Source organism: Lentibacillus juripiscarius, from assembly GCF_042685205.1.
GTDB classification, from domain to species: domain Bacteria; phylum Bacillota; class Bacilli; order Bacillales; family Amphibacillaceae; genus Lentibacillus; species Lentibacillus juripiscarius.
Genome location: NZ_JBHUNA010000018.1, coordinates 58,230 through 75,952, shown reverse-complemented (window position 1 = coordinate 75,952; position 17,723 = coordinate 58,230). Strand labels below are relative to the sequence as shown.

Below are 17,723 nucleotides of genomic sequence, written 5' to 3'. Positions count from 1 at the left end.
CGAGGTTTAAGTAATGAATGATCAAACTAACAAAGTATCTTTAACGGCTGTTGGCGATGTATTACCTCACGGTAGAGTATATGGTGGAATAAAGAAAGAATCTGGGTACAATTTTGAGGAAAAATTAGAAAATGTAAATGGGCTTTTGGGTAGTTCAGATATTACTACAGCAAATTTAGAATCAATTATAGCCGGCAAAGAAATTGGACTATCCTCTTACCCAAGATTTAACAGTCCGGTTGAAATAGGCCATACCTTAAAAAGCATGGGAGTCGATCTGGTAAGTATTGCTAATAATCACATGCTAGATAGAGGTGAAAAAGGATTACTGAAGTCCATTCGTAATTTGGATAGAATTGGCCTGGAATACGATGGTGGATATAAATCATTTGAAGATCAGGATAGGCTTCGTATCTTCAAAACGAATGGTCTTAGGATTTGTTTCGTATCTTATACAAGAGGTACTAATTTCATCAAAGTCCCAGAAGATAAACCTTATTTAGCGAACTCTTTGAAAGAGATTAATCCCTTAAAGATTTATAGTACTCTCAGGAGAATTAAAAAAAATAAACTGGCCGATGTGATTGTTGTAAATATGCATTTCGGTGAGGAATATCATTTATATCCATCATCTACACAAAAGGAGATATCCGCGTCGTTAGCCGACGCAGGTGCTGATGTGATAGTTGGTCATCATCCACACGTTTTACAACCACCTGAGTGGATTGAAACGTCGCGTGGGACCAAGACGTTTGTGGCTTATTCTTTAGGTAATTTCTTTACTGGTCAGAATGGTTTGCATAGACAGATAGGTGCTGTCCTGTCGTTAGATATTACGAAGCCCAGAGAAGATTACAAAGGAATTGAAATTCGTAATCCAAAATACGAATTAACCTTTGTAAGTAATAAAAGGCAAAAAGATTATAAGATGCACATCTTCCGTGATTGGATAAAAGAAAATAAGGAAATTAGTACTGCTGAGGCAATATTTGATTCAGAAAAAGTCTATTCAGAAGTAATAGACAGAATGCGCAAAGAAATAAGTAGCTTGGATATCAAATAACGAAAATTAGGTGAATTTGCAATGGAAAATTATAAAAGTACATGGCTGCCACATTTGAAACATGCTGTTCCTAAAGCTGCACAGGGAAAAGGAACCTGTATGTATATTATGGCTTTAGAAGGATGGAGAAGAGGACTTGAATTAAGATTTATAAAGAAAAAAGGAATGGGTTTGCTTCGTTCTGTATCATTTTCATTAAGTGATGGAAAAACAAAACATATCTTCAGTGGTTCACGTGGAGATTTTGTTACGAAAGAGGCAAGAAGGATCTGTACTGATAAAGGTCTGACAAATAAACATCTGGAAGGGGCCAATGTGCCGGTACCAGGTGGCAAATCCTTTGAGGAGACAAATACAAATAAAGAGATTATTAGTTATACTAATTCCCTAGGTTATCCCGTAGTAGTGAAACCAAGTGGCTCTGAAGGTGGCGGAGTGGGTGTCATTACAAATATAAAAAACCAGGAAGAACTAGGGGATGCGTTGAAAAAAGTACGAGGCAACAAGCGAGTTCCGGTAATCGTTGAAAAGTTTTTCTCAGGTGAGGATTTCAGGGTATATGTCCTTGAAGACAAGGTTATAGGCGCTTTCCATAGAAGGGCTGCAAGTATCGTTGGAGATGGTAAGTCAAATATTAAAACATTACTGTCCCAAAAAAATAAAGAAAGACAAAGAAGCCCCTTTTTATCCTCGAGTGAAATCAAGATTGACCAGGCAATGAAAAATTACCTGGAGGAAAAAGGATTAAGCTCCTCATATGTCCCAAAAAATGGGGAAAGAGTTTTCCTTAGACGTAATGGAGAATATTTTGGACAGCGTGATTCGGTAAATGCGACAGATGAACTTCCTCAAAAAATGAAAGATATAGCAATATCAGCTGTACAGGCAATCCCAGGTCTGCCGCATGGTGGAGTAGACATGCTTATTAACCTTGAGAATAATGAAGGTGTTGTTAATGAAGTTAATTCAAGGGCCCAAATAAGTAATCATGTGTTCCCAATTGAAGGTAAGGCAATAGATATTCCTAAACACATAATTGATTATTATTTTCCGGAAACGAAAAATGACAAAGCGACAGATGTGAAATTCAATTTTGACTTTAAAACAGTCACTGATGCTTTTGAAGCAGGGACTGCTAAGGAAATCAAAATACCACCAATCCCAACTGGCCTTAAGACGGTCAAACGGTATGTAGTAACAGGAAGTAATTTAGATACGAAATACCGGAAATGGTTACAAAAGCAAGCTTTAAAAAGAAATCTCAATGGATATGTGAGATGTATTAACAATAATAGCATATCAGTCGTGGTAGCGGGTTCAGAGCATGTAGTGAAGTCGTTTAAAGATGTAATTAAAAAGTCTTCACCGAAGCCAACTGTTATTAAAAATGTCGAAGGGAAAAAATTTGACAGAGCGGTTAAGGTAGGATTTGAACTAAGACAAAATACAAAGGTTGAAAACAAAAAAAAGAAGCAAACAGTACAAAAGCCCCCCGAACAACAAAAAAATAAGAAAAAGAAAAACCCGTTTATACTTGTGAGAATAGCTAAATTACCTTTTAGGATTATAAGAAAAATTATAAGGAAAATAGGCTAATCATCAAATTTAAACCGGGGTTGTTATCAATAACCCCGATTTTTCTTTTAGTCATTTGTTTCTGTAAGTCGGTATTTATAATGCTCGGACTTAATCAAGGCAATTTCGCCTAATGCAAACTCCGCACCAGGGGCTGTATTAACCTCGAATAAATAAGGTTTGCCATCACTGTCAATTCCTATATCAATCCCCATGGATGTTATTTTCTTATTAAATATCTGTTCCATTTTATAAGGGAATTGCGAACCTATTCTTTTTAATGAATCGTTGACTGTCTCCCAATCTTCATAATTTGCTCTTAAAAAGGGCAATAGTTGACTGACGCTGCCCCCCTGCGAAACATTTGATACTATTTTTTGACCAGTACCGATTCTTATCATATATATAGCCGCCTGCCACTTATTGTTACCATTTTTCTCAAGGCGTATCCGGCAGTCAAATGGTTCACCGTTTTTTGTTTTCGAGTTTATATATTTTTGAAAAATATATTGGTTTTTATTTATGTTGTTATTAAAGAATTCTTTGATTTCTCTTTTGCTTAAATTACTGACTTGGTTACCAAAAGTTAGAATGTAATCTCCTTTTTGTTTAGCAAGTTTATATATGCCCTCACCTTTATGGCCTAATCTTGGTTTTAAGATGATTGTACCATGTTCTTTGAGGAACTCTTTGAATTCACGGAACTCTGTAATATGTTTTGTTGGTATGATTAAATGGGCAAACTCTCCATCTTCTTTCACCTTTTGATAAACAGTATCTTTGGGACCAAATCTTCCAGAGGATAAGGTGCTTTTGGACTGTAGGAAATTAATTACTCTCTTATGTTTAAAACAATACACATTAATATCAACAAACGAGGGTATTGGGACCTCCTGTCTGACCCATTTATTTTCAATAAGCATTCGACCATTGATCTTCTCTCGCTCTATATCAACATCATTAGCGGTGAAATAAACAAGGTCTATGCCATTGTATTTAGTGGTTTTTGCTAGCAACCTTACAAACTTCTGCGGCTTTTGGATGTTTCTCATGAACCCAATCAGCATACGTATACCATCCTTTTTAATAAGAGTATAACATTTTTTATCTTTTTTACCATAAGTCGTTGGTCTATATTAAATATCTTGTTGTCGGAATATCTAACCTACCTAATACTTTGGACTTCTAGGTTTAAGTAACGGCACGATAAGCTATACTAGGTATAATATACTTTTTCTAAAAATTTGATGATTCAAGCGGAAAGAAGGAATTTTGAAATGATAATCGGTTTTATGAGGAATCACGTAACCCCCACGTATGTTGCCAAATTAACGTCACTTTTGTCAAAATCTCAAGGCATAGATGTCATATATATGCGCCCTGCAGACGTGAATGTGGCAAGCGGAACTGTAAAAGGTAAAATATATATTGATAATAAATGGACCCCAATTGAAACTGAGTTACCGGTGTTTATAGATATATCACCATACTGTTTTAAAAAGAAAAACATACAAATCATCCAGTACTTACGAGAGAACACGTTTCTGAGTGATGACAGGAAGAATACGCTAAATAAAAGAATGCTGCAAAATAAATTGTTGGAAGACCAAAGATTTTCCCATCTAGTTATTCCTACCACCAAAATAGAGGGTGATTTTGCGAGGATTGAAGAATTTACCCATAAATATGGGAAGATAGTATTAAAACCTATTTTCGGGGAACGAGGAAAAGGCGTTTACATACTTAAAAAGAAAAGTAAATCCTACAAATTAGGAATTAATACGCACGAAGAACGGTTGAATTATGATGAACTAAAGGATTTTTTTGAAACATCGCTTAAGAACAAAGGATATATCATGCAAAAGTATATTGCTTCAAGAACTATGCATGGTCATCCTTTTGACTGCAGGGTACATGTTGAAAAGGACGGCAGGGGAAAATGGGTTGTTGCACGTAGTTTCATACGAATCGGCATCGGTCAAAAAGTAATATCAAATGTAAACCAAGGCGGTGGTATTGCTGATTTAAAGCCGTTCCTTGAAGCGAATTTTGGGGAGAAGAAAGGCACCATTGAAAAGAAAATTAATCACCTGGCATCAACCTTACCCTATAAAATTGAGGAATTAAGAAATACCCATATCATGTCTTTAGGGATGGACGTAGCAATAGATGAAAACGGTAAATTATACCTTTTTGAAGTGAATGGAGCACCCACAACTGCCCCCCTAAAGGCAGAGGCCGTAATGCTGAGAACAGAGTATTATAAATTCATTTTAGAAAATATAATTACTGATAACCTGAAAAAAGAAAATGAGCAATTTAAAGCAAAGTATGAAATAATAGAGCAACAAAAGAATCAATTTGAAAAGCGGTATAATGATATAAAAAAGAGCAGGTCCTGGTTGGTTACCAAACCTATTCGTATTTTGGGAAGTGCGCTAAAACGTTTTAAATGATTTCCCACTAAACTTAATGCTCACTTGATGAAAACATTGTCATTTCTGTTAGGAAATGATAATGTTTTTTTTTTTAATTCTACGGTCATTAATCGACCTTTAATTATATATTACGGCAAAATAAGTCATAAGGGTCTTAACTTTAACAAATGAATGCATTATAATAGCAGTTATGATTTAAATAGGAGGTGATATAGATGTCTAAAAAATTATTTATCCCGTTTTTAGTCCTTTTGTTTACCCTATCTTTCGTTCTGAACACCACAAGTGCTGAAACGAGCAGCGAAACCGCTGACAATGGTGACAATTGTATAGTAATTGACTTGAACGAATTGGATAGGGAAGTAAAGCAAGAATACTTAGATTTGGCCAATAAGTATAAGTCGGTATCTAGTTCTTGTGATACAACATCAAGTAAAACAAAAGAAAGTGAAACTGACGGTACTTCTGAAGAAAAAAATCAACAAATCCTGCTGAAAGTAAATGCACTAACAGAAGGTGAAAAACAAAAATTTATTGAGCCTTACCTAGCTGGAGATGAAACTACACCGGATAACTCAGAAGTACAAAATTCTCCTGAACAAAAAGCTGGGGTACCATCTAAAACTGAAAAGAATGATGAGGATGCAGCCAAAGCTGAAAATGTAAAAACAGATGAACTGCAAGAGAAAAAAACTAAAGAATCAGTAGCTAAGGAAGCTGACGAACCACAAGAAGAAACACCTGAGGAAACAGAAACTGAAAAGACGAAGGACACAAAAACCACAACAACTATCACCACTTTCAGTATTAATCAACCAAAAACTGTTTCTAGCAGCAACACTCTTCAAAGAGGAGACAGAAGTGCCAGTGTACTAGAATTAAAGAAAGATTTAATTGAATTAGGATTTGATGGTTATGGAATGCTGCTTACACAGTACTTTGGCGATGGAACTGAGAAGAATCTCAGAGACTTTCAGGATTTCTACCGTCAGGATGTAACAGGAGTTGCAGGGCAGAAGGTATTCGATCAGATTGATTTTCTGCTGCCGAATCCATTCAGCAATGGGAAGCGTCATGTAGATACAATTAAGCTCAAGAAAGACCTGATTGCATTGGGTTTTGATAACTACGGTATGAAGCTGACGCATTACTTTGGAGACGGGACGGAAAAAAATGTTCGCGACTTCCAGGATTTTTACCGTCAGGAAGTGACCGGAATAGCAGATCAGGAAGTATTTAATCAGATTGACTTTCTGTTACCGAATCCGTTTAGCAATGGCAAGCGTCATGTCGATACGATAGAGTTTAAGAAAAAACTCATAGAGTTGGGTTTTGATAACTACGGCATGAAACTGACGCACTACTTTGGAGACGGGACGGAAAAAAACGTTCGCGACTTTCAGGAATTCTATCGTCAGGAAATGACCGGGGTAGCAGGTCAAGAAGTTTTTGATCAGATTGACTTTCTATTGCCGAATCCGTTCAGCAATGGCAAACGTCATGTTGATACGGTAGAGTTAAAGAAAGATCTAATAGAGCTAGGCTTTGATAATTATGGCATGAAGCTTACACAATATTATGGAGACGGGACAGAAAAGAATGTCAGGGACTTCCAAAGAGCCTATCAGATGAAAACGACCGGAACTGCCGGTAACACCATGCTGGAGAAAGTTGAATCTCTTCTTAGCAATGGTAATCGCCATAACGATGGTGTGCTAAGTAGGGGAGACAGAAGTGCTAATGTACTAGAATTGAAAAAAGATTTAGTTGAACTAGGCTTCGATGATTATGGCATGCTGCTTACAGAGTACTTTGGCGATGGAACTGAAAAGAATCTTAGGGACTTTCAAGATTTCTACCGTCAGAAAGTAACCGGCGTTGCAGGACCGAAAGTATTTGAACAAATCGACTTCTTATTGCCGAGTCCATTCAGCAATGGCAGACGTCATGTTGATACAATAGAACTTAAGAAAGACCTAATCAAATTAGGCTTTGACAATTACGGTATGAAATTGACACACTACTTTGGAGAAGGAACGGAAAAAAACGTCCGTGACTTCCAGGAGTTTTACCGCCAGGAAGTGACCGGAATTGCGGATCAGGAATTATTCGATCAGATTGACTTTCTTTTACCGAATCCATTTAGCAATGGGAAGCGTCATGTTGATACGATAAAGTTTAAGAAAAACCTTATAGAGTTAGGTTTTGATAACTACGGCATGAAACTGACGCACTATTTTGGGGATGGAACTGAAAAGAACGTTCGCGACTTCCAGGAATTTTATCGCCAGGAAGTGACCGGAATCGCGGATCAGGAAGTGTTCGATCAGATTGACTTTCTTTTACCGAATCCGTTCAGCAACGGGAGACGTCATGTTGATACGGTAGAGTTTAAGAAAAACCTTATAGAGTTGGGCTTTGACAATTACGGCATGAAGCTGACGCATTACTTTGGAGATGGAACAGAAAAGAATGTTCGTGACTTCCAGGAATTTTACCGCCAGGAAGTGACCGGAGTAGCAGGACAGGAAGTATTCGATCAGATTGACTTTCTATTGCCGAATCCATTCAGTAATGGGAAGCGTCATATTGATACGGTAGAGTTAAAGAAAGACCTGATAGAATTAGGCTTTGATAACTACGGTATGAAGCTTACACACTACTATGGAGAAGGAACGGAAAAGAACGTTCTTGATTTTCAAAAGGAGTACAATCTCAAAGAAAACGGTATCGTTGATAAGGTTACGATGAGGGTATTACAAAACGCGGTAAATGGGTTAAATTATATACATTATGATTTAACATTAGCTGAAGCAGTAAATATCCAGATGAAGGCAAACCCTCAAACAGATCAAAACTATGCCTATGTTTCAAGTGATTTTATTAACAATGGTAAAGTCAATGTGAACACTTCTCTTAATGTAAGAAGTGGGCCAAACACGAATAGCGACATTGTTGGTAGTTTAAATGACGGGGAATCTGTTAATATCATTACAGAAGTTGATGGTTGGTATGCGATTGAACATTATGATGGTCAACAATGGGTGACCTCAACACCAGAGGATGTTCGCTATTACCTTAATCCGGAAAACTTCATAAATGATAAAAAGCAAAAGTTTCAATTCCTAGATCTAGCCAGATCAAGTGATATTACCACCAGTACCTTAAATGATTATCTACAGAATAAAGGAATTCTTGAGGGTAAAGGCCAAGATTTTATAGATGCTGCTAATGCAAATGGTATCAGTGATATTTACTTAGTTTCACATGCAACTCTGGAAACTGGTAATGGGACATCAACGCTTGCAGAGGGAGTGCCCGTTGATAAAAATGGCAATATTACCCGGAATTCAAATGGTAAAATTGCTAAAACTAGTAAAACCGTGGCTACTGTCTATAATATGTTTGGAATAAATGCTAATGATAGCAATCCAGTTGGTGATGGCGCCAAGAAGGCCTATGAGGAAGGGTGGACAACACCTAGAAAAGCAATTATAGGCGGTGCTGCCTTTATTGGAAATGGCTATATCAAAGATGGACAAAATACCCTCTATGAAATGAGATGGAATCCACAGGTGATGGCCGATACAGGAAGTTATGGGTCACAGTATGCAACAGATATAGGCTGGGCTTCCAAACAGATTACGTCCATGTATAACCTATATCAAAAATTAGGATTAAATTCTATGTACATGGACATACCACAATATAAGTAAATTAATCTATTAAAAAATGTATATTGCTTGCATAATCCTTTAAAGGGATATGCAAGCTTTTACTATATATTGGCACAGATGTAATACAAAAGCACTCATTCATCTCTCAATAAAACTGGTAGAAAAAATAATGAGCGCTTAATCAATTTAAAATCTAATTTATTTTGATGAAAATGTAGTTAAACTCTCCTTCTCATAAACTCTCTCCCCGCCAATAAACGTAGCTCTAACCGAAATATCCTTAATCGTCATTGGGTCTACCTCGGTTGGATCTTCCTCCAGTACTGCAAAATCGGCCTGTTTCCCTACTTCGATACTGCCGGAGTGTTCCTTTTCGAAGTTTAAGCTGGCTCCATAAATGGTCATCGATTTCAGGGAGGTCATCACATCGGTACGCTGGTCCGGCCCTAAGATTTTGCCTTCCCTTGTTACTCGGTTCACCGCTGCCCATACGGAAAAGAGTGGGGATATAGGTGTGACCGGACAATCGGAATGTAATGTAAAAAGTAGATCTTCGGCAATGGCATCTGCTAAAGGGCTGATGCGTCGTGCTCGTTCAGGCCCAAGGAATATATTTTCGTGCCGGTCGCCCCAGTAATAAACATGGTTGATGAAAAATGATCCGGCGATGCCCAGGTCCCTCATGCGGCGTAAATCATCTGGTGTTCCTGTCTGCACGTGTTCAATCCGGTGCTTATGATGTTCGCTTGGTCTCTTTTTTAATGCATATTCATACGCATCAATAATGGACCCAATTGCACGATCGCCGTTTCCATGAGTTGCTATCCGGAAGCCTCTGGTATGCAAATCAAGAACTTCTTCCTGGAAGGTGTTCTGTTCATGAATGAAATCCCCGTAAAGGTTCGGCTCCCTATAATATGGCTTTCGCAATGCCCCGGTGAGGCCTTGAATGGACCCGTCCTGAAACATTTTAGCGCTGTCGAGTGCTGCCATTCCATTTGAACTTTCCAGTATTTCCTGGTTCAGCTGTTCAGCAGTGTATGTTCCAAAAGCCTTCTCATCGGAAAGCAGGTCGTGCATGATCATTACCCTAGTCCGCATCGGGTTTAATCCTTGTCTGGCAGCTTTCAGGTGTACTTCCAGTTCTTCCAGGTCGGTTACTTTAGCATCTGAATTGGTTGTTATGCCGTGTGTGAGGTATTCGCTAGCTGCTTTTCCCAGGTCAGCAGTCATCTGATCCACCGTTTTGCCGGGTATTTTGTTAAAAACGGGTTCGATTGCGTCATGTTCATATAAAACACCATTTAAGGAATTTTGTTCATCCCGACCGAAATGACCAGCCTGCGGATCAGAACAGAAGTCATCCAAACCGGCATACTCCAACGCAAGAGAATTGGCGTATCCGAGGTGTCCTGAAATATGCCGGATGAAAACAGGATGATCAGGTGCCGCCCTGTCCAGGTCATCTCGGGTAATATGGCGCTTTTCTTTAATAAGCGTATCATCAAAACCAAAGCCTTCAATCCAGCCACCATTGGACGATTCTTGCGCCTTATTAGTAACGGCTTGCAAAATGTCTTCGATAGAATGGTTTGGAGGTGTGCTGCAATTGACTTTATCTGCCATCAGCGCATACATCAGGATGTGGTTATGTGTGTCAATAAACCCTGGCAGCAGCGTGGCACCTTGTAAATTAACGACAGACGTTTTCTCTGTCATGTCAACAGCATCCTTTGGCGGTTCAGGTGTGTTCCAGACTCCAGTAATACGGCCATTCTCAACTGCCACAGATCCTGCACGCGGATTGCTGTCATCCATCGTCAGCACATTCGCATTCGTCAATACTAAATCAGCTTTACCCATTTCAAATCCCTCATTTCTTTTTTATTTTGCCACTGTACCTTCGTAGCCTTCTTCCATGGCCAGTGACGGATCTTCTTCCTCTTTTAAATCAAAATAATAGGCAATTACTTTTTCATCAGCTGAATGTTTCGTGACAAGGCTGACTGTAACAAGCAAAACCAATGAAGTAATCATTCCCGGAATAATCTCGTGCAGTCCAAATGGTTTTCCGAGTAAACTCCAGATAACGGCAACAATTAATGAACCGATAACACTGGTAAGCATTCCTGTTTTGGTTGCCCGCTTCCAGAACATGGCGGCAAGTACCGGTGTAACCATTGTTATTGCTGATAATGCCAGGGCATAGGAATAGATAGCAATAACATCTGTAATAAAGAGGGCAATCAACAGCCCAAGTGTTGCCATACCGGCTACGGACAGACGGGAGACTTTAAGCACTTCTTGACTGCTGGCATCAGGATTCATCCAGCCCTGATAAATGTCTTTTGATATATTCATCGCTCCACTTAAGAGGAAGGATGTCGCGCCTGTCAACACGGCTGCAAATAGTGATACCATGAACAAGCCACCTATGGCTGGATGAAACACAGCAGAAAGAAACTGTGTGTAGACAAGGTCTGGGTCTGTGCCAGCGGGAAGTACTTGCAGCGAAATAATCCCGATTCCGATGGAGAACAAGGCAATGAAAAAGGTGATGATAAACCCTGTGGATACTGCACGCACGGCTATTTTTTCAGTTTTGGCAGATGAAATGCGCTGCCATGAGGTTTGCCAGACCAGATAGAACGGACCAAAGATGATTAGATAGTTAATCAGCTCTGTTGTATCCATGCTGAACAGGTTAAACATGTCAGGGGACGTATTATTCATAACCACATCCGGCCCGCCTACATAGTTGAGCCCAAATATGAACATGAAAATAAGACCCGCAAGAATTAAAACGGACTGAACAGCATCGGTCCAGGCTACACTCGGCAAACCGCCCATCAGAGTAAAAATGACCGAGATAACGAAACCGGCCAGCATCGCAGTTGTAACAGATATGTCCAGAACAGTAGTCAGGACGGACCCCATGCCGACAATCTGCATCCCAAACGTCGGTGTCATGTACAGAATACTGATGATCAGGGATGGGATGATGCCAGATGCCTTTCCAAAGCGGCGGACAAACAAGTCAGGGAGCGTATACAGTTTTAATTTGCGGATGGTGGACCCCAGGACGACGGCAAGCAATATCGAAAAGAACGCAACAGGAAGCTTGGTAAGGAACCAGCCAAGACCAATTTCAAATCCTTTGCCGGACGAACCAATTACCGCAGCGGAACCAAGGGATGTTGCGATAATGGTACCGCAAATCGGAAAGAACCCAAGGCTGAAATTGGCCATCGTGTATTCATCGGCCGTTTTGATTTTTCTGGAGTAATAAATGCTTACCGAAAAAATCCCTATAAGGAAAGCACCGATCCAAAATAGATACCAGTTCAATTTGTTTCACATCCCTTCTGTACTTTAACTGGATTTAGTAAACGAAATTGTGTGTAACAGCCGCAATGTGACTGTGTTCAGTATTTTACGTGCTGACTGTTGCAAAATTCAATATTGTTATAACGTTCGAACCAGTTGCTGAGGAAAAAATGCATAAAAGAGTTTGTTCAAAAAAGTCCGGTAAAAATGACACATCGAATTTCTTCGTTGGCTTGTTTCCCCGCTCCTTAGAAAAGAAAAGCCCTTTTCCTGCGTGCGATGCGGGTTCAGGGTAGCATTCCTTGTGCTCATGTATCTAAATACATACATTCCGCTGCTCGAAACTACGCCGCCTCGAAATTTGACGCACAGGACGTGCTAATGTCTGCGTTGCAACAGGACAAGGAAAGCTACGGCAGCACTACATCGCACGAAGAAAAAGTGCTCTGCTTTTTCGAGGACGTTGCGACCTTAGCCGACCGGTTCTTTTTATCCTCCTTTTTGAACACGCATTAAAAGAAGAGGCTGGAAAAAGGTGTTAAAGTAATGAAAAAATCCGAACTGATTTGACATCTTTCCTAATGGATGTCAAATCAGTTCGGATTATTAATATGATGGGTTTCCACCTAAACCAGCGAAAGAAAAATACGGAGACTCCTGGGGGAGCAAAGGCCTAGATGAGACCCCGCAGTGCGACAGCACGAGGAGGCTCATCAGCCGCCCCCGGAAAGCGAAGTATTTTTCTGTAGCGGTGGTTAAAACTCACCCCAGCATTATACAAGAATATTCCGGTTACAACTTGGTTTTCATGTTGATCATTTTCGTTTTATCCCAGCCTCTTACTTTACACTTATTTTCATTTCTTTCTCGAAAGTTTTATATTAAATGAGTACATATCTGAGCGGTAGGAGGCGTGTTCATATTCTACAAAGTTTCCATTTATATCGACTAGCTTCCTTTCGGCAATCAGCATACTGGTGCTTGCTGCAACTTCCAGCAGTTTTGCATCCTCCTTGTTAATCTGTTCGGAACGGATGACTTGGTCCGCTTCCAGTGACCGGATTCCTAATTCTTGTTCAAGCAAATCATATAAAGATACTTTATTTAAATCGTATTTCTTAATCTTTTTGCCCAGTTTTGTAGGATAGAAGTTATTTTCCACTCCCATGGGAATATTATCGGCATAACGGATACGCTTAAAATGAACTGCTTCTGTCAGTCCGGTTGATTTCTGGAGCTCTTCCGGCAATTGGACCACCTCTGAGTGGACAAGCCTGGCCCCGGGATCCATTCCCATGCGCTGAATGGTCTCTGAGGTGCTGCTTAAATTTCCAAGCCAGTCATTAATAGGTTTTAATACCACAAAGGTGCCGCGACCGGGCTTCTTTTCAAGCGTGCCTTCTCTCGTTAAAGCGTCAATGGCCTGTCTGACTGTACTGCGGCTGACATAGTATTCGTCGATAAGCTCACGTTCGCTGGGGATTTTTCCAGTATAGGTGCCTTCCAATATCCTTTGTTCAATTTTAGCTTTCAATTGTATGTAAAGCGGAATAGAATTCGTATAATCTAATGCCATAACATTCACCTTTTGTTTGAATAGTTAGATATAGTTATAGTTTAACACAAATTAAAGCACACCGTTATAGTAAATCATAGAATAGATAGTGCCTAAGTCCATTGAAATATGGTATAATTCATAGTGGAGTATACTAAAATAGTTAAAAGCAGGTGTTACTGTGATTGATACCGCTGATTTAGTAATCGCTTTTGTGATTTCTGCACTGACGACATTTTTTGTAACGCCACTAATCAGGAAAATAGCTATTAAACTGGACATTGTAGATAAACCGGATAATATAAGGAAGAGTCATGATAAAACGAAGGCTAGCTTTGGCGGAGTCGGTATTTTTATAGGGGCTTTGGCGGGCTTTTTATACCTGCAGCCGGAGCATCCACAAATGCAGGCAGTCATTATAGGGGCCTGTATTATGCTGGTTACTGGTATTCTGGATGATATATTTGAACTGAAGCCGTATTATAAGCTTGCCGGTCAGCTGCTTGCCGCGCTTACGCTTGTCTCATCCGGTCTTGTAATTGATAAGCTTACGGTTCCTTTCTTTGGAACAGTTTATTTAGACGGCCTAGCGTATGTGATTACGATTATTTGGGTGCTGGCAGCTTCTAACGCGATTAATCTGATCGATGGCCTGGACGGCCTGGCGGCAGGTGTCTCCGTAATTGGCCTATCTAGTATTCTGGTGATGGCAGTGATGGATTATCGAATAGTTGTGGCCTATTTGTGTGTCATCCTGATAGGAAGCTGTATAGGGTTTTTATATTATAATTTTCACCCTGCCACCATCTTCATGGGGGATACAGGAGCTCTTCTCCTAGGTTATTCCATTGCTGTCGTTTCGATGCTCGGCTTGTTTAAAAATGTGGCCTTGTTCAGTTTTGCTATTCCTATTATTGTTATTGCTGTTCCGTTTTTTGATACGACGCTTGCGATCATACGGCGGGCGATTAATAGGCAGGGGATTGCAACAGCTGATAAAAAGCATATCCACTATCAGTTAATGAAGATGGGGTACAGTCACCGGACAGCGGTTTTGATTATTTATGGATTCAGTGCTTTCTTCGGTGGTATGGCCATTGTATTTAATAGTGGAACAATGCTGTCATCGTTCATTATTTTCGGTATGATCATTGTTGGAATGCAGCTTATTGCAGAACTGGCTGGAGTTGCCATGGGCCATCAGCCGATTCTGAACAGGCTTAGAAGGATACTGGGACCAGGGAAAGTGGAATAAAGTTCTCTGCACCAAATAAAAAACACTTTTAAACCAGCAGCTGGTTTAAAAGTGTTTTTTTAATCATTCCTGAGTTGTTGTAGTTGTTGCTTCCGCATTTGTTTGACTGTCCGGTGTTTGTAATTCAAGGTGTTTTTTTAATTCCGCTTGAACCTCAGCAAGTGATTCCTGATTTGGAATTTGATAAGATAACCCGCTAATAGTCCGTGGATAGGTTTCAAGGGTAAGTTTATCAATATTGCTTACGCTGAAATCAGAATACTCTCTGAAGAACCCGAGACCTTCACTGATTTTCATGTTTGTTTTGACATTACTGCCTATCTCTTCTGCTAAATCATCAATTTTGGTGACGGTACTTACGGAAGTTGCTTTATCGATAATCGCTTTGATAGTCTGCTGTTGCCGTTCATTTCTTCCAATATCACCGCGGGGATCCTGTTTTCGCATTCTGGCAAAAGCCAGCGCTTCTTCGCCGTTAAGCTTCATTGGCCCTTCATAGAACTGCAGCATTTCATTGCCCGATTCTCTCTTCGTTCTCTGTTCAAAATCAAATGGTACATCGACTTTAATGCCGCCAAGGATATCAACAATGTTTTGGAAAGCCTCGAAGTTTACTGCAGCATAGTAGTCAATCGGTATATCAAGAAATTGTTCAACTGTTTCAATCGCCATTTTTTTGCCGCCATAAGCATGCGCATGGTTTATCTTCTCTTTTGTTCCATTCCCTGCAATATTAACTAATGTGTCACGAGGTAAACTTAATAGTTTCAGCTTTTCATCGTCTGGATTGAAGGTCGCAACAATCATGGTATCTGTTCTGCCATTTGCACCATTTGTGGAGTAATCTTCCACACCCAGCAGCAGCATGGATATTGGATCATCACTAATCGATACAGCCTCGTTTCGCATATCCGATTTCTCACGGCCTAAGTCGTCATATGATTCGCTTGCCGCTGTGTAAGTCTGGACGGACATATATACAACAGCCCCCGCCAGCATCAGAAACAAGGTTAAACCAACATAAACCCACCGGCGCAGTCGTTTTTTCTTCTTTTGCTTTCTTATATCTACACGTTGCTGCATTATTATTCTCCTCATAATAGTAATCTATGAAACATCAACCAACTTATTATAGCTAGCATCTCTTAATATCGCAATACGGTTCTAAGGATACCACACATTATAGACGAATTGATTTAAGAAAAAGTTACAATCTGATATCAATTTTTAGAATCGATCTCTTTTAATCTTTGAGGTGGAAATACCTTCTGTTCGAGGGAGATAAACGACATCACAGTAGTTTTTGAGAAAGTCAAATTTATTTTTCCAGTCATCGCCAATTACAAAAATATCAATATCGTACTCTTTCATATCGCTGACCTTTTGATCCCAACTCTCTTCAGGTATAACTTGGTCAACATACCGAATGGCCTCCACGATTACCCTGCGATCTTCAAAACTGTGGTATGCTTGTTTCCCTTTTTCATGGTTAAAGCTATCCGTAGATACAGCAACAATCAGGTAATCGCCCATCTCTCTGGCGCGGCGCAAAAGATTAATATGTCCGGGATGCAATAGATCAAAAGTTCCATAGGTTATGACTTTTTTCATGGTATCTCCTCACAAAAGGTATTACTTTCAGTTTACTATGAAGCTTGTCCTTTGCAAAGTATATTTACATTTCAGAAAGGGAAAAGAGACTGCTACTGCTATGGACAGTCCCTGGTGATCAAGTGTTGTTTTTATTATTTTCGGGCGAACCATTTGATTCAGTATAATGCTGTATATCCAGGTGGTTTTGCAATTCAGTTCTGACTTCTTGTTTGCTTTCGTCATTCACCTGGTAGTACCAAAGTCCATCCTCCATATAGCCGCCGCTGCCATCAAGACGAATGGTGTCCATCGAGATGTTCTCATCAAGGCCATACGACAGGAAGTTCTTCATATCGTCAAAAGTCAAATTGGTTTTCATATTATCCCCAATGGCATCGATTGTCTCGCCAAGTTTAAAGACGGAGGAGGCGGATGTTGCTTTATCAGCAATTTTTTTCAAGATTTCGCGCTGGCGTTTACTGCGGGCTATGTCATTATCATATTTGCGGGTTCTAGCTAATGCGAGTGCTTCTTCTCCGTTTAATTTTTGGTATCCGGGAGTTAAATGGATACTGTTTTTGTCATCATTGGAGTCGGATTCCCATAATTCGTACGGCACATCGTATTTAATACCGTCAAGAGAATTAACCACTTTTATAAACCCTTCAAAGTTAATCTTTGCATAGTAGTCCACTGGAACCTGCAGGAATCTCTCAACAGTTTCGATTGTTGCTTTAGGACCACCAAAGAAGTGGGCATGATTGATTTTTGTATATCGGTTGACTTCTGGAACATACACATAGGAATCCCGCGGTATGCTGAGAAGTTTAACGGAACTGTCCTCTTTATTAAAGGTAGCCAGTATCAGCGCGTCGGAACGGCTCTTTTGATTGTTTCTGAATTCGCTGTTATCGACACCTATAAAAAGTACGGATACATTATCCTCGACGGGATCGACTTTTTCCTCCCTGAGTGCAGATGTTTTATTTTTACGTCCGATATCTTCGTGAGAATCTGTTACAGTATCTTCCGTTTTTTTATATAAGTATGTGGCGTAACCTCCGCCTAATACTACTATAAGAAGCACAGGTATACTTATGATTAAAATCCATTTCTTCCTTTTAGACATTAAGATTTCTCCCCTTATTTCATAGCACCATTTTACAAAAAGTTGCACGAAATAACAATGAAGAGAAGGAGAAAATTGTGATATTGTGACGAATCGTATAAAATTGTATAC

At 39.7% G+C, this 17,723-nt stretch carries 12 protein-coding genes; 5 read left to right on the top strand and 7 right to left on the bottom strand.

Going from position 1 to position 17,723, the window contains the following annotated elements:
- Positions 1–13: 13 nt before the first annotated feature.
- Both ACFSUO_RS08160 and ACFSUO_RS08155 read left to right on the top strand, forming a co-directional pair.
- The gene (locus ACFSUO_RS08160) at positions 14–1,063 is read left to right on the top strand and encodes a CapA family protein (protein WP_382392906.1); all 1,050 of its coding nucleotides are present in this window, start codon (positions 14–16) and stop codon (positions 1,061–1,063) included.
- Positions 1,064–1,084: 21 nt separating this feature from the next.
- Positions 1,085–2,659: an acylphosphatase gene (locus ACFSUO_RS08155; RefSeq protein WP_382392904.1), complete on the top strand. Its 1,575-nt coding sequence runs from the start codon at positions 1,085–1,087 to the stop codon at positions 2,657–2,659.
- A 47-nt stretch (positions 2,660–2,706) separates the two neighbouring features.
- On the opposite strand, the gene ACFSUO_RS08150 is transcribed toward ACFSUO_RS08155, so the two are convergent.
- Positions 2,707–3,705 carry a YheC/YheD family protein gene (locus ACFSUO_RS08150; protein ID WP_382392902.1) on the bottom strand — a complete coding sequence of 333 codons (999 nt, stop codon included), beginning with the start codon at positions 3,703–3,705 and terminating at the stop codon, positions 2,707–2,709.
- 210 nt (positions 3,706–3,915) lie between these two features.
- Between ACFSUO_RS08150 and ACFSUO_RS08145 the strand changes: the two genes are divergently transcribed.
- Together ACFSUO_RS08145 and ACFSUO_RS08140 are read left to right on the top strand one after the other, a co-directional pair.
- A complete protein-coding gene (locus ACFSUO_RS08145; protein ID WP_382392900.1) occupies positions 3,916–5,094 on the top strand; it encodes a YheC/YheD family protein in 1,179 nt (392 codons plus the stop codon).
- Positions 5,095–5,291: 197 nt separating this feature from the next.
- Positions 5,292–8,792 (top strand): peptidoglycan-binding protein, encoded by a 3,501-nt coding sequence (locus ACFSUO_RS08140; RefSeq protein ID WP_382392898.1) that lies wholly within the window; start codon positions 5,292–5,294, stop codon positions 8,790–8,792.
- Between the two features lie 159 nt (positions 8,793–8,951).
- Here ACFSUO_RS08140 and ACFSUO_RS08135 read toward each other — a convergent pair whose 3' ends face one another.
- The 3 genes from ACFSUO_RS08135 to ACFSUO_RS08125 form a co-directional block, all read right to left on the bottom strand.
- Positions 8,952–10,616, bottom strand: a complete 1,665-nt coding sequence (locus ACFSUO_RS08135) for an amidohydrolase (protein WP_382392896.1) — start codon at positions 10,614–10,616, stop codon at positions 8,952–8,954.
- 21 nt (positions 10,617–10,637) lie between these two features.
- Complete coding sequence (locus tag ACFSUO_RS08130; protein WP_382392894.1) at positions 10,638–12,101, bottom strand: sodium:solute symporter family protein; 1,464 nt, start codon at positions 12,099–12,101, stop codon at positions 10,638–10,640.
- Positions 12,102–12,936: 835 nt separating this feature from the next.
- Complete coding sequence (locus ACFSUO_RS08125; protein ID WP_382392892.1) at positions 12,937–13,656, bottom strand: GntR family transcriptional regulator; 720 nt, start codon at positions 13,654–13,656, stop codon at positions 12,937–12,939.
- Between the two features lie 160 nt (positions 13,657–13,816).
- Here ACFSUO_RS08125 and ACFSUO_RS08120 point away from each other — a divergent pair, with 160 nt between their 5' ends.
- Positions 13,817–14,890, top strand: a complete 1,074-nt coding sequence (locus ACFSUO_RS08120) for a glycosyltransferase family 4 protein (protein ID WP_382392890.1) — start codon at positions 13,817–13,819, stop codon at positions 14,888–14,890.
- A gap of 63 nt (positions 14,891–14,953) precedes the next feature.
- Here the strand turns inward: ACFSUO_RS08120 and ACFSUO_RS08115 are convergent, their stop codons facing one another.
- The 3 genes from ACFSUO_RS08115 to ACFSUO_RS08105 all read right to left on the bottom strand — a co-directional run bounded on the left by ACFSUO_RS08115 (position 14,954) and on the right by ACFSUO_RS08105 (position 17,612).
- Entirely contained in the window at positions 14,954–15,973 is a 1,020-nt protein-coding gene (locus ACFSUO_RS08115) for an LCP family protein (RefSeq protein ID WP_382392889.1), read from the bottom strand.
- A gap of 144 nt (positions 15,974–16,117) precedes the next feature.
- Entirely contained in the window at positions 16,118–16,501 is a 384-nt protein-coding gene (gene tagD, locus ACFSUO_RS08110; protein WP_382392888.1) for a glycerol-3-phosphate cytidylyltransferase, read from the bottom strand.
- A 118-nt stretch (positions 16,502–16,619) separates the two neighbouring features.
- A complete protein-coding gene (locus tag ACFSUO_RS08105) occupies positions 16,620–17,612 on the bottom strand; it encodes an LCP family protein (protein ID WP_382392886.1) in 993 nt (330 codons plus the stop codon).
- Positions 17,613–17,723 lie beyond the last annotated feature (111 nt).